Annotated in this window: 15 protein-coding genes and 1 pseudogene; all 16 read right to left on the bottom strand. The window is 72.8% G+C overall.

The features are described from left to right. Positions 1-4 precede the first annotated feature (4 nt). A complete protein-coding gene (gene whiG, locus AB0D45_RS03095; RefSeq protein WP_361607758.1) occupies positions 5-841 on the bottom strand; it encodes an RNA polymerase sigma factor WhiG in 837 nt (278 codons plus the stop codon). A gap of 209 nt (positions 842-1,050) precedes the next feature. Further along, positions 1,051-2,235, bottom strand: coding sequence for a DNA-processing protein DprA (dprA, locus tag AB0D45_RS03100; RefSeq protein WP_362455030.1), 1,185 nt, complete (start codon positions 2,233-2,235; stop codon positions 1,051-1,053). Beyond that, a complete protein-coding gene (locus AB0D45_RS03105; protein WP_362455031.1) occupies positions 2,232-3,854 on the bottom strand; it encodes a YifB family Mg chelatase-like AAA ATPase in 1,623 nt (540 codons plus the stop codon). The genes dprA and AB0D45_RS03105 overlap by 4 nt, the downstream gene beginning before the upstream one ends. Next, positions 3,854-4,225 carry a YraN family protein gene (locus AB0D45_RS03110; RefSeq protein ID WP_362455032.1) on the bottom strand — a complete coding sequence of 124 codons (372 nt, stop codon included), beginning with the start codon at positions 4,223-4,225 and terminating at the stop codon, positions 3,854-3,856. The genes AB0D45_RS03105 and AB0D45_RS03110 overlap by 1 nt, the downstream gene beginning before the upstream one ends. Positions 4,226-4,336: 111 nt before the next feature. Beyond that, complete coding sequence (locus tag AB0D45_RS03115; protein ID WP_361607746.1) at positions 4,337-4,657, bottom strand: DUF2469 domain-containing protein; 321 nt, start codon at positions 4,655-4,657, stop codon at positions 4,337-4,339. A 55-nt stretch (positions 4,658-4,712) separates the two neighbouring features. After that, positions 4,713-5,216, bottom strand: a complete 504-nt coding sequence (locus tag AB0D45_RS03120) for an NUDIX hydrolase (RefSeq protein ID WP_361607743.1) — start codon at positions 5,214-5,216, stop codon at positions 4,713-4,715. Further along, the gene (gene lepB / locus AB0D45_RS03125; protein ID WP_362455033.1) at positions 5,206-5,964 is read right to left on the bottom strand and encodes a signal peptidase I; all 759 of its coding nucleotides are present in this window, start codon (positions 5,962-5,964) and stop codon (positions 5,206-5,208) included. Before lepB (AB0D45_RS03125) ends, AB0D45_RS03120 begins: the two co-directional genes overlap by 11 nt. A gap of 41 nt (positions 5,965-6,005) precedes the next feature. Next, complete coding sequence (gene lepB, locus AB0D45_RS03130) at positions 6,006-6,905, bottom strand: signal peptidase I (protein WP_362455034.1); 900 nt, start codon at positions 6,903-6,905, stop codon at positions 6,006-6,008. Further along, positions 6,874-7,850 (bottom strand): annotated as a pseudogene (gene lepB / locus AB0D45_RS03135) (signal peptidase I). The gene lepB (AB0D45_RS03130) and the pseudogene lepB (AB0D45_RS03135) overlap by 32 nt, the downstream one beginning before the upstream one ends. Positions 7,851-8,034: 184 nt before the next feature. Beyond that, positions 8,035-8,778, bottom strand: a complete 744-nt coding sequence (gene lepB, locus AB0D45_RS03140; protein WP_362455035.1) for a signal peptidase I — start codon at positions 8,776-8,778, stop codon at positions 8,035-8,037. Positions 8,779-8,822: 44 nt separating this feature from the next. Continuing rightward, complete coding sequence (gene rplS / locus AB0D45_RS03145) at positions 8,823-9,173, bottom strand: 50S ribosomal protein L19 (RefSeq protein ID WP_030227407.1); 351 nt, start codon at positions 9,171-9,173, stop codon at positions 8,823-8,825. Between the two features lie 133 nt (positions 9,174-9,306). Then, positions 9,307-10,128: a tRNA (guanosine(37)-N1)-methyltransferase TrmD gene (trmD, locus tag AB0D45_RS03150; RefSeq protein ID WP_361609198.1), complete on the bottom strand. Its 822-nt coding sequence runs from the start codon at positions 10,126-10,128 to the stop codon at positions 9,307-9,309. Then, complete coding sequence (gene rimM, locus AB0D45_RS03155; protein ID WP_361609196.1) at positions 10,128-10,721, bottom strand: ribosome maturation factor RimM; 594 nt, start codon at positions 10,719-10,721, stop codon at positions 10,128-10,130. The genes trmD and rimM overlap by 1 nt, the downstream gene beginning before the upstream one ends. A gap of 78 nt (positions 10,722-10,799) precedes the next feature. Continuing rightward, a complete protein-coding gene (locus tag AB0D45_RS03160; protein ID WP_007266827.1) occupies positions 10,800-11,039 on the bottom strand; it encodes an RNA-binding protein in 240 nt (79 codons plus the stop codon). A gap of 2 nt (positions 11,040-11,041) precedes the next feature. Further along, positions 11,042-11,479 carry a 30S ribosomal protein S16 gene (gene rpsP / locus AB0D45_RS03165; RefSeq protein WP_007266826.1) on the bottom strand — a complete coding sequence of 146 codons (438 nt, stop codon included), beginning with the start codon at positions 11,477-11,479 and terminating at the stop codon, positions 11,042-11,044. 212 nt (positions 11,480-11,691) lie between these two features. Continuing rightward, complete coding sequence (locus tag AB0D45_RS03170; RefSeq protein ID WP_362455036.1) at positions 11,692-12,288, bottom strand: hypothetical protein; 597 nt, start codon at positions 12,286-12,288, stop codon at positions 11,692-11,694. Between the last annotated feature and the right edge of the window lie 146 nt (positions 12,289-12,434).

A 12,434-nucleotide genomic window follows, 5' to 3' on the forward strand; every position in this document is an offset into this window, starting at 1 on the left:
GGGCTCAGCGGCCGACGTCGGCGAGCTTGGCCCGGAGCTGGAGCACGGACTTGGTGTGGATCTGGCTGACCCGGCTCTCGGTGACGCCCAGCACGTTGCCGATCTCGGCGAGGGTCAGGCCCTCGTAGTAGTAGAGGGTCACCACCGTCTTCTCCCGCTCCGGGAGGGTGTTGATGGCCCGCGCGAGCAGTCGGCGCAGCTCCCGGTCCTCGGCCACCTCCACCGGGTTGTCGGCGGCGGTGTCCTCCAGGGTGTCCATCAGGGAGAGGCGGTCCCCGCCCTCCCCGCCCACGTGCAGCAGCTCCTCCAGGGCGACCACGTTGGCCAGCGACAACTGGCTGAAGACCGCGTGGAGTTCCTCCACCGCGATCCCCATCTCCCCCGCGACCTCGCACTCCGTCGGGGTCCGCCGCAGCTGGGCCTCCAGCGTCGCGTAGGCGCGCTCCACGGCCCTCGCCTTCTGCCGCACGGAGCGCGGGATCCAGTCCAGCGCGCGCAGCTCGTCGATCATCGCGCCGCGGATGCGGGTGATCGCGTACGTCTCGAACTTGATGGACCGCTCGATGTCGAACTTCTCGATCGCGTCGATCAGACCGAAGACGCCGGAGGAGACGAAGTCGGCCTGTTCCACGTTGGGCGGCAGCCCCACGCTGACCCGTCCGGCCACGTACTTCACCAGCGGCGAGTAGTGCAGGATCAGCTGCTCCCGCAGCCGCTCGTCACCCGTGTCCTTGTATGAGCGCCAGAGCAGCTCCAGGGACGAGGGCTCGGTGGACCGCACGCTGCCACGGGCAGCGGGGGGCACCGCAGCGCGGTCGGACCCTGAGGTGTGCTGGGGCATGCTTCGCCTTTGCCGGAGCTGGATTCCTTGGGAGCGTAGCGTGACGGAAGTGTCGCGGTGCGCGAAGAGTACGGGATGGCGCAGGGGCGCAGGCGCGCCCGTCCTCGCACGGGAGGCCCGGGACCGGCGCCTCGCGCACGGTCCCGGCGACTGCAACCGGGAGGACCGCGTCTCTCATCGCCTTCACTCTTTCACCGGAACTCCCCAGGTCAACGACCGCCTCGCCGGTCGGCCCCGGATTGGGCCCCCTCCCGGGATGTCCGCGGGGTCAACCGCCAGCCGTCGCCCTGCCGTTCGACGAACCCCAGAGAGTGAAGTTCGTACAGTCTGCCGATGACTTCATCGGTGCCCGCGGCCGCCGCGAGGGCGATCTCGTCCAGGCCGGCGGGCCGGCCGGCCGGAAGCGCTTCGAGTACCCGTGCGGCCCCGGGGGCCAGCAGGTCCCGGGGCAGGACCGGGCCGCGGCGGACGGGAGCCAGCTCGCCCATGTCGCCGACGAGTTCGACCACCTCGTCGGCGTCGGTGACGAGCACCGCCTCGCCGCGCAGCAGCTCGTGCACGCCGGCGGAGAGGCCGCTGGTGGCCGGCCCGGGCACGCCCATGGTGAGGCGGCCCAGTTCCCGGGCGCGGCGCGCGGTGACCAGGGAGCCGCTGCGGTGGGCGGCCTCGACGACGACGGTTCCGCGGGTGAGGGCGGCGATGACCCGGTTGCGCAGTACGAACCGGCTGGGGGTGGGGTGGCTGCCGGGCGGCAGTTCGCTGACCACCAGCCCCTGGCGGGTGATCCGGCCCAGCAGCCCGGCGTGGCCGCGCGGGTAGACCGCGTCGACCCCGCAGGCCAGTACCGCCGCGGTGGCGCCGCCGGAGGCGAGGGCCCCGCGGTGGGCGGCGCCGTCGATCCCGTACGCCGCCCCGGAGACCACCACCCAGCCGCGCTCGGCGAGGCCGGCGGCCAGGGTCTGCGCCATGTGGGCCCCGTACGGGGTGCACGCCCGGGCCCCGACCACGGCGACCGAGCGCACGGCCCAGGTCCGCAGATGGGGCCCGCCCCGCAGCCAGAGGCCGACGGGCCGGGCGTCGCCGAGGTCGTCCAGCTGGGTCGGCCACTCCGCCGAACCCGGGCAGACGAACCGGCCGCCCGAGCCGGCCGCGTCCTCCAGGTCCCGCAGGGGCTCGGCGGCGGCGGCCCGTCTGCGGTACCCGGCGAGCCGCTCGGCCCCCACCCCGCTCAGCACACCGCCCTCCGCGCCCGCCGGACCGGTCAGGAGCCGTATCAGGCCGACGGCGCCGAGCTCGCGGAGCCACCGGCCCCCGTGCTCGTCCCCCGGCTCCAGCACCCTGGTCAGCGCGGCCCGGGCGACGAGCTCCGGATCGGGCTGCCCGGCGGCACTCACGGTCCCGTCTCCAGGGCCTGCGCCGCCCCGCGGGCGATCCCGGTGCGCAGCTCCAGCGCGACGGCCGTGTCCAGCGCGTCGGGGCGGTCGCGGCCCCGCAGGTCGGCCACGGTCCAGGCGACCCGCAGCACCCGGTCGAGCCCCCGCGCGGTCAACAGCCCGCGCTCCATGTCCCGCTCGGCGAGGGCCAGGGCGCCGGGGCCGGCCGGCCAGCGGGTGCGCAGCTCGTGCCCGGGCACCTCGGAGTTGAGCCGCCACGGGGTGTCGGCGAGCCGGGCGGCGGCCCGGTCCCGGGCCTCGCGGACGCGGTCCGCGACGGTGGCGGTGGCCTCCCCCCGGCCGCCCCGGCCCAGCAGGTCGGAGCGGGTGACGGGCTCCACCTCGACCCGCAGGTCGACCCGGTCGAGGAGCGGCCCGGACAGCCGGGCCTGGTAGCGCCGGATCACGGAGGCGGGGCATTCGCAGCCGAATCCGTTCAGGGTGTGGCGGCCGCAGGGGCAGGGGTTCGCCGCGAGGACCATGAGGAACCGGGCGGGCAGCCGTACCACCCCGGCGGCCCGGGCGATGACCACGTGCCCGGCTTCGAGGGGCTGGCGCAGCGCGTCCAGCACCTTGCCGCTGAACTCGGCGGCCTCGTCCAGGAAGAGCACCCCTCTGTGGGCGAGGGAGACCGCTCCGGGCCTGGGGATCCCGGCCCCGCCGCCGACGAGCGACTGCATGGTCGCCGAGTGGTGCGGGGCGCAGTACGGGGGCCGGCCGACCAGCGGTTCGCCGGGCGGCAGGATTCCCGCGACCGAGTGGACGGCCGTCACCTCCAGGGAGTCCTGTCGGGTGAGCGGCGGCAGGAGCCAGGGCAGCCGCTCGGCGAGCATCGTCTTGCCCGCGCCCGGGGGTCCGCTGAGGAAGAGGTGGTGGCCTCCCGACGCCGCCACCTCCAGGGCCCGGCGGGCGCTCTGCTGGCCGGCGACGTCGGCGAGGTCGGGGACGTCCCCGGGGTCGCCCCGGCCCGAGAGGCCCGTACCGAGTCCGGCACCGGGCACGACCAGCCCCGCGAGCATCGGGTCGGGACGCCCGGCGCCCGGCGGCGGCTCCTCCTCGGGCACCACCGCGCCGGTCAGCACCGCGATCAGCTGCCGCAGGCTCCGTACGCCCAGCACCGAGACGTCGGGGACCAGGGCGGCTTCGGCCGCGCACTGCTGCGGCACCACCACCTGCCGGTATCCGGCCTCGGCGGCCGCGAGCACGGCCGGCAGGATCCCCCGCACCGGGCGCACCCGGCCGTCGAGGCCCAGCTCCCCGATGAGCACGAGGTCGGCGATCTTCCCGGGGTCGACCACCTCGGCGGCCCCCAATACGGCTGCGGCCACTGCCAGATCAAAATGGGCGCCCGCCTTCGGCACGGACGCCGGGCTGAGCCCGACGGTGAGCTTCTTCTGCGGCCAGGGCGCGCCGGAATTCACCACCGCCGCCCGTACCCGGTCCCGGCTCTCGACCAGGGTCTTGTCGGGCAGGCCCACCAGGGTGAAGGCGGCCACGCCCGGCTCCAGGTCGGCCTGGACCTCCACCAGTACGCCCTCGACGCCCACCAGGGCCACCGAGCAGGCCCGCGCGAACCCCATCAGGCCGCCCCCCTGACGTGCTCCACGACAGGCGCTCCGCGCCGGGGCAGCAGCACCCCGACGAGGTCGATCCGCACGCCTCCCGGCGGCGGCCCCCCATGGTCGGCGAGCCAGCGCCCGGCGAGCCGGCGCAGCCGCTCGGCCTTGCCCGCCCTGACCGCGGCCATGGGATGCTCGAAGTCACCCTCGCGGCGCGTCTTGACCTCGCACACGACGAGGGCGTCCCCGTCGCGGGCGACGATGTCGATCTCCCCCGCGCGGCACCGCCAGTTCCTGGCGATCACCGTCATCCCGGCCTCGGTCAGCCTCCACGCGGCGAGCTCCTCGCCGTACCGCCCCAACGCCTGCCGTGCCACGCCCTTCGCGTCCATCCGGCACCACCTCCGGCACCGACGGTCCCGCGTTCCGGCCCACCGAGTGGATCTTGGTGGACAACCCTGGCGCTGTGGACAACCGGCTCACCCGCCGGGGTGAACCGGCCCTCAGCCCGGCAGGTCGCCGCCTGGCAGCTCGAGGTCGCTCTTGTTGAGCTCCTCGATGTTCACGTCCTTGAAGGTCAGCACGCGCACCTGCTTGACGAAGCGGGCCGGGCGGTACATGTCCCACACCCAGGCGTCGGCCATCGTGACCTCGAAGAACACCTCTCCCTGGACCGAGTGCACCTGCATCTCGTAGTCGTTGGTGAGGTAGAAACGGCGTTCGGTCTCGATGACGTACTTGAACAGCCCGACGACGTCGCGGTACTCGCGATAGAGCTTCAGCTCCATCTCGGTCTCGTACTTCTCGAGGTCCTCGGCGCTCATGGCATGTTCCCCTTCAGCCGTGCGTCCCCCTATTGTGCGCCAGTGCCGTACGCCCCTAAACGATTTCCGGGGCGAGGGCCACCGGAGCACCCGGGGGACCGTCGTCGAGCAGCGTCCGGAGCAGCTCGGCCAGTCTGGTCGGGTACACCGTCTCACGGGCCGCGAGAAGTTCCTCGGAGGTCCACCACCTGGCCCCCGTGACGCTGCGCCGCTCCAGCTCCGTGAGCCCGCCCATCGCGGTGGCGGTCTGGGAGGTACGGGCCAGGAAGTACCACTCGTCCTGCTCCCAGCGCCTGCCGGCGAAGGGGAAGGAGCAGTACCGGTGCCACAGCACCGGCCCCAGCTCCACCTCCGTGATCCCGGTCTCCTCGGCCAGTTCCCGCAGCGCGGCCTGCTCCCGGGTCTCGGCGCCCTCCAGGCCGCCGCCGGGGGTGAACCACCAGTCGACGGCGGGATCGTCCGGTTCGCAGCCGTGCAGCAGCAGGATGCGGTCCTCGGGGTCCAGCAGGATCACCCGGGAGACCTTGCGCGCAGGCGTGCCGGACGGCTCAGCGGCCATCGGAGCCGGCCCGCCCGCGCCCGCGGCCCAGCAGCCGGGCGAGGGGCCCGTAGGCGGCGCCCACCAGTACGAGGGCCGCGCCGGCCAGGACCGCGGCCACCTGGAGCCGCAGCGGCCCGGGGGCGGAGATGCCGCCGGGCAGGGCGGCGAAGAGCTGCGGCCGCTCCAGCATCTCCATGGACGGCCACGCCAGCGCGTCGACCCGGGCCACGACCGCCGACCGGGGCACCGTCCCCTGGCCGGTCTCCTGCAGGTGGGCCCGGGAGTCCAGGGAGCCGCCGCGCCGGTCGCCCATCAGGAAGAGGTTGCCCTCGGGCACCTTCACCTCGAAGGAGGTGGTGCCCGCGGCCGCCGCGCCGTCGCCCTCGCGGTCGACGTACGGCTCGTCCAGCGGCGTGCCGTTCACGGTCACCCGGCCGCCCTGGCCGCAGCAGCCGACGGTGTCGCCGCCGACGGCCACGACCCGCTTGACCATGGGCGAATCGCTCCACAGGGAGTCCTTGAAGACGACCACGTCGCCGCGCCGCACCTCGCCGCCGTCGATCCGCTGCGCCAGCACCCGGTCGCCCGGCCGCACCGTCGGCACCATCGAGTCCGTCGGGACCGTGTACGGCTGGTACACCAGCGCCCCCCAGACGAAGCCGCCCAGGAAGAGCACGAAACCGATGGCCACGGCGATCCCCGACAACGTGTTGCCGAAGCCGCCGCGGCCATCCTTGCGCGCGCGTATTGCCTGCGTTCCGCCCATTGCAGCGCTCCCCACCGGAGATCGTCGACCTGGGCGGCACCCTACCCGGCGGTACGCCCCTTGGTCAGCCTCCGCCGGCGCCACAGGACGAGGGGCACGGCTCCGACGAGTCCCAGCGCGGCCGGGCCGACCCCGGCCGGGCCCAGTGCGCCGGCCTGCGGCGAGTGCAGCGGAGCCGGGGGCTGGTTGCCGATGCCCGGCTGGTCGAAGGTGTCCGGAACGGGGAGGGTCGACCAGCGGGTGACCGGCCACGCGACGACCACGGCCCGCCCGACGACGTCCTTGACCGGGACGAAGCCCTGGGTCGAGTCCTGCTGGTGGTAGCGGGAGTCCTGGGAGTTCTGCCGGTGGTCGCCCATCACCCAGATCTTGCCCTTGGGCACGGTGATCGGGCCGAAGGGGAAGTCGTCGCAGGCGGAGTTGCCGGGGAAGATGTAGGGCTCGTCCAGCGCCTTGCCGTTGACGACGACCGGGCCGCCCTTCTTGCACTCCACGGTGTCCCCGCCGATGGCGATGGTCCGCTTGATCAGGTCCTTCTCGTCGGCGGACGGCATGAGACCGATCTTGCTCAGGATCTGCTGCGCGATGTTGGGCTCCGGGGTGGCCTCACCGGCGAGCCAGTTCGCGGGGTCGTGGAAGACCACGACCTCGCCGCGCTCGGGCTCCGAGCCGAACCACGGCGTCAGCTTGTCCACCAGCACCCGGTCACCGCGCTGCAGGGTGTCCTGCATCGAGTCGGACGGGATCGAGAACGCCTGCACCAGGAAGGTCTTGATCAGCAGGGCCAGCAGCAGGGCGATACCGATGAGGAGCGGGAGCTCCTTCCAGAAGGAGCGCTGCGGCTTGCCCTCCTCGGCACCCTCCTCCCCGGTCTCGTGCCCGACGGCGTCGTCCGGCCGCTCCTCACCCTCATCGCGTCCGGATCGTGCGCCTACCGCCACATCCCCCACATCCACTCCTCACTCGGAAAACCGCCGCCCGCACCGGATCAGGCACGGGCCCTCCCCTCCCCTAACGAGCGGGAGTTCCCTAAGGCGCGGGAGACCAAGGCCACACTATGCGACCGGGGTCCCCCGGCGGCGCCCGCCGGGCCCGCGCCGCCGCCCGCCGCGCACCGGATCCGGAACCGACAGGAAGGTCGCCGGCTGGTCGAGTCCGTGCCAGTGGTCGAAGGGCCAGGCGATCACCACGGCCCGCCCGACCACGCCCTTCACGTCGATCGTCCCCTCGAAGGCCTCGTCGAGGTGGTAGCGGGAGTCGGCCGAATTGGCGCGGTGGTCACCCATCACGAAGATCCGCCCGGCGGGTACGCGCACCTCGAAACGGATCTCCGAGGGCGCGTTGCCGGGTGACACGTACGGCTCATCGAGCGGCGCCCCGTTGACGGTCACCCGGCCCCGACCGTCGCAGCATTTGACGGTGTCCCCGCCGACGCCGATGACCCGCTTGATCAGATCCTGCTCGTCCGCGGAGGGCAGCAGGCCGATGAAGGTCAGGACCTGCTTGACCTGCTTGACGCCGGCCGGGTCCGGGGCGGGCCGCGCGGCCTCGCCCTGGAGCCAGCCGCCCGGGTCCTTGAACACGACGACGTCGCCGCGCTCGACCTGCGAGCCGAACCACGGCGTCAGCTTGTCCACCAGCACCCGGTCGCCGATCCGGATCGTCTGCTCCATCGAGCCGGACGGGATGAAGAAGGCCTGCACGAGGAAGGTCTTGAGCACCAGGGCGATGCACAGCGCGACCGCCACCAGCAACGGCAGCTCGCCCACCCGGCGGGTACGCCTGCGGCGCCGGACCTTGCGCGCCAGCCGGCGCCGCTCGGCCCGCCCGCCGGATTCCGCCGCCGTGCCGTCGGCGGCTCCGGCCTCCGCCGGCTCCGCGGGCACGGCAGCGCCCGCCGGCTCCGGCGAAGGCTTCGGCCCCGGCTTCGGTCCGGGATTCGGCCCGCGACCCGGTCCGCGACCCGGTCCGCGATCCGGCCCGGGCTTCGGTCCGGGTCTGCGCCGCGGCCTCTCCGGTTCGGGTTCCCGCTCCGGCTCCGGCCGGCGCCCGCCTCTCGGGCGGCCCCGGCTACCCATGGGCGCCGTCCCCGGTCCGCGCGCCGGGCACCGAGCCCCAGCGGGACACGGGCCAGCCGATCCAGTCGGCCCGCCCGATCACCTTCTCCACCGGCACCATCCCCCCGCCCGGCTCGCCCAGGTGGTCGCGGGAGTCCCGGGACTGGGACCGGTGATCGCCCATGACCCACAGGGTGCCCAGGGGAACGACGATCCGGAAGGGCACCTTCGAGGGAGCGTCACCGGCGTACAGGTACGGCTCCGCCTGCGGGACCCCGTTGACCCGGATCCGGCCGCCCGCGTCGCAGCACACCACGTCGTCCCCGCCGACGCCCACGACCCGCTTCACGAAGTCGGTGTCGGAGGGCTCCGCGAGCCCGAGGGCCGAGAGCGCGCCGTGCACGGCGTTCCCGACCGGGTTGCCGCCCGCGGGCTCCCGTACGAAGGACCCGGCGCCGTCGAAGACCACCACGTCACCCCGCCGCGGCTCGCCGCCGAAACGGTACGCCAGCTTGTTGACCAGGACCCGGTCACCCACCCCCAGGGTGGGCTCCATGGACCTGCTCGGGATCTGGAAGGGCTGCACGACGAAGTTGGCGAACAGCAGCAGGAAGACGGCGCAGAGCACCCCGAGCAGTCCGGCACGCCGCCAGGGCCCCGGCACCCGGCTGAGCCCGGAAAACGCAGAACGCGGCCGCCCCTCCCCCTGCTCGGGAGAGGAGTGGCCGCGCTGTGTGAGCTCTGCTTCGGTGTCCATCGGGTGCGAGCCTATCCGCCCGTCCCCGGGACCCGGAGGGGAGATCAGCGGTCGCGCTTCTCCTTGATCTTCGCGGCCTTGCCGCGGAGCTCACGGAGGAAGTACAGCTTGGCGCGGCGCACGTCACCGCGGGTGACGAGCTCGATCTTCTCGAAGATCGGGGAGTGGACCGGGAAGGTGCGCTCCACGCCGACGCTGAAGGAGACCTTGCGGACGGTGAAGGTCTCGGAGACGCCAGAGCCCTGGCGACGGATGACAACGCCCTTGAACTGCTGGATACGGGAGCGGTTGCCCTCGATCACGCGGACGTGCACGTTGATGGTGTCACCGGGGCGGAAGGCCGGGACGTCCGTGCGCAGGGAGGCGGCGTTGACGCCATCGAGCAGGTGAGACATGTTGTTCGTCTGCTTTCTTCGCACGACGCCACAGGTCGCCGGTGCGGGTTTCCGGAGAGAATTCGGGAGCCGTGCCACTCCCCGTACGGCGATCCCCCTGTGGCAGGAGCGTACGGAAGCACACAGCAGCCGCCTATTCTTCCACGGCCTGCGGCCTGCGCCAAAATCGGCCGTCCTCCGACGGCTTCCAGCCCAGGATGCTCAGGATCTCGCGGTCCTTCTTGTCGAAGGCCGAGGCCTCGCAGCGCTCGATCAGGTCCGGGCGGTTGCGCGCGGTCCGGCGGAAGGCCTCGTCGCGGCGCCAGCGGGCGATCTTCCCGTGGTGGCCGCTGAGCAGCACCTCGGGGATCCCGCGGCCCCGCCACTCGGGCGGCTTGGTGTAGACGGGACCCTCGAGCAGGTTGGCCATCTCGCCGGGGGCGAAGGAGTCGTCCCGGTGCGACTCGGCGTTGCCGAGCACCCCGGGCAGCAGCCGGGCCACCGCCTCGGTGACGACCAGCACGGCCGCCTCCCCGCCCGCCAGGACGTAGTCGCCGATGGAGACCTCGTACACCGGCATCCGCGTCGCGTACTCGTCCATGACGCGGCGGTCGATGCCCTCGTACCGGGCCGGGGTGAAGATCAGCCAGGGACGCTCGGAGAGCTCGACGGCCAGTTCCTGGGTGAAGGGCCGGCCGCTGGGGGTCGGCACGACCAGGACCGGGCCGTGGGCGCCGGACTCGTAGCCGTCGGCCAGCGCGGAGTCGAGGGCCTCTCCCCACGGGTCGGTCTTCATGACCATGCCGGGGCCGCCGCCGTACGGGGTGTCGTCGACCGTGTTGTGCCGGTCGTACGTCCAGTTCCGCAGGTCGTGCACGTGTACGTCGAGCTGCCCGCGCGCCCGCGCCTTGCCGACGAGGGAGACGTTCAGCGGCTCGAGGTACTCGGGGAAGATCGTGACGACGTCGAGCCGCATCAGGCCTCGTCTCCGGTGTCCGCGCCCTCCGCGCTACCGGCGGCGTCAGCGGCCTCGGCGTCCCGCGCGGAGGCGATCTCGGCGCGGTCGTCGATCAGCCCGGGCGGCGGGGTGATGACGCAGCGCTGCTCCTCCAGGTCGATCTCGGCGACGATCTCCGCGACGAAGGGGATCATGACCTCGGTGCCGTCGGGGCGCTCGACGATGAAGAGGTCCTGCGAGGGCAGGTGGGAGATCTCGGTGATCCGGCCGACCTCGGTGCCGTCCTCGAGTACGACGTCCAGGTCCATCAGCTGGTGGTCGTAGTACTCGTCCTCCTCCTCGGGCAGTTCCGCCGGGTCCACGTCCGCGATCAGCAGGATGTTGCGCAGCGCCTCGGCGCCGGTGCGGTCCTTGACGCCCTCGAAGCGGAGCAGGAGCCGCCCGCTGTGCACCCGGCCCGTCTCGATGGTCAGCGGACCCGCCGACGCGGGTTCCGTCCGCAGCACGGCGCCGGGCGAGAGCCGCAGCTCCGGCTCGTCGGTCCGCACCTCGACGGTGACCTCACCCTTGATCCCGTGGGCGCGGCCGATCCGCGCGACTACCAGCTCCACCTGATATCTCCTGTTCAGACGACGACGGGCCGGGGCGGGCACGTATGCCCTCCCCGGCCCGTGCCGGTGTTCAACTGCTCAGCGGACCTGGTCCACGTCGACGAGGTCGACGCGGATGCCCCGGCCGCCGATGGCGCCCACGACGGTACGCAGAGCACGCGCGGTGCGGCCGTTGCGGCCGATCACCTTGCCGAGGTCGTCGGGGTGCACCCGGACCTCGAGCACCTGCCCGCGGCGCAGGTTGCGCGAGGCGACCTGCACGTCGTCGGGGTTGTCCACAATGCCCTTCACGAGGTGCTCAAGAGCCTCCTCGAGCATGCTCAGGCCTCGGTCGACTCGGCGGCGGCCTCGGCCTCGTCCGCCTTCTTGTCGGCCTTCTTCTTCTGCGTGATGGCCTCGCCCTTGCCCTCGCCGACGCCCTCGAGGGCCTTGGCGAACTCGTCGAAGGAGCGACGCTTGTCTTCCTTCGTCGCCGGCTGCAGCAGCGGCGCCGGGGCCGGGAGGCCCTTGTGCGCCTGCCAGTCACCGGTGAGCTTCAGAATGGCGAGGACGGCCTCGGTGGGCTGGGCGCCCACGGACAGCCAGTACTGCGCGCGCTCGGCGTTGACCTCGATGCGCGAGGGGTTGTAGGTCGGCTGGTAGATGCCGATCTCCTCGATCGCGCGACCGTCCCGGCGGGTGCGTGCGTCGGCGACGACGATGCGGTAGTGCGGGGAGCGGATCTTACCGAGGCGCTTGAGCTTGATCTTGACTGCCACTGGAGTGGTGTCTCCTGAACTTGACGTGGTTGGGCACTTGAGATGCCACGTGGGGTTGCGGTACTCGGGTGCCCGATGGACGCGTCAGCCGGAGGAGAGAGGGGTCCTATGCGACTGTCGAGTACAGCTGCCCATTGTGCCACACGCCTGCGGCGCCACCGAGCGGCAGGATCCCCCGCCCCGCCCGGCGGCGGCGCGGCCCGCCGCCCGTGTCAGGAGGCGGCCGCGGTGGCGACCTCGGGGATGCGGAAGGGCTTCATGCAGCCGCCGCACACGATCGGCGCCTGCGCCAGCACGGAGGGGACCACCCGGACGTTGCGCCCGCAGTCGCAGACCGCCTTGACGCGCACGCCGCCGCCCGAGGAGCCGTGCCGGGCGGCCGGACCGCGGAAGCTGCGCTTGGTGTCGGCCGCGGTGGCCGCCGTATGCGCCTTGAGGGCGCGCTGGAGCCGCTCGATGGTGGGGCGGTAGCGCTTCTTGGCCTCGGGGTTGAGGCTGACCAGGGAGAACCCGCTGCTGGCGTGCGGCTCCTCGGAGTGGTCGAGCCCCATCTCCTCGGCGATCGCGAGGAATCTGCGGTTGTGGTAGCGGCCGGCTCGGGAGGTGTCGCGCACCCCGCGGGCGGCGGCGATGCCGTGGACTGCCTCGTGCAGCAGTCGCTCGAAGGAGAGCTCGGCGCCACAGGCGGACGAGGACTCTCCGATCAGGGACTCGGGCGCGGCAAGGTCAGGCAGCTCGGGGTGGTACCGCTGAATGTCGGCCCACGCCTGCGCCAGCTCTGCGGCGAGAACAGGTGGTGTCGTGCTCACGTCGTGACAACGAGCCGGGGTGCCCCGGTGTTCCGATTCCGGGCCATTCCAAATTTTTTGCACGTACCAGTCAGTTCACTCTGATGCGTCCTGACGAGGACGGGTGCGCATATCCCAGGAGGAGTCGGTACGTAACGAGGGCCATC

Origin of the sequence: Streptomyces sp. NPDC048352 (assembly GCF_040651895.1) — a bacterium.
In the GTDB taxonomy this organism is placed as follows: domain Bacteria; phylum Actinomycetota; class Actinomycetes; order Streptomycetales; family Streptomycetaceae; genus Streptomyces.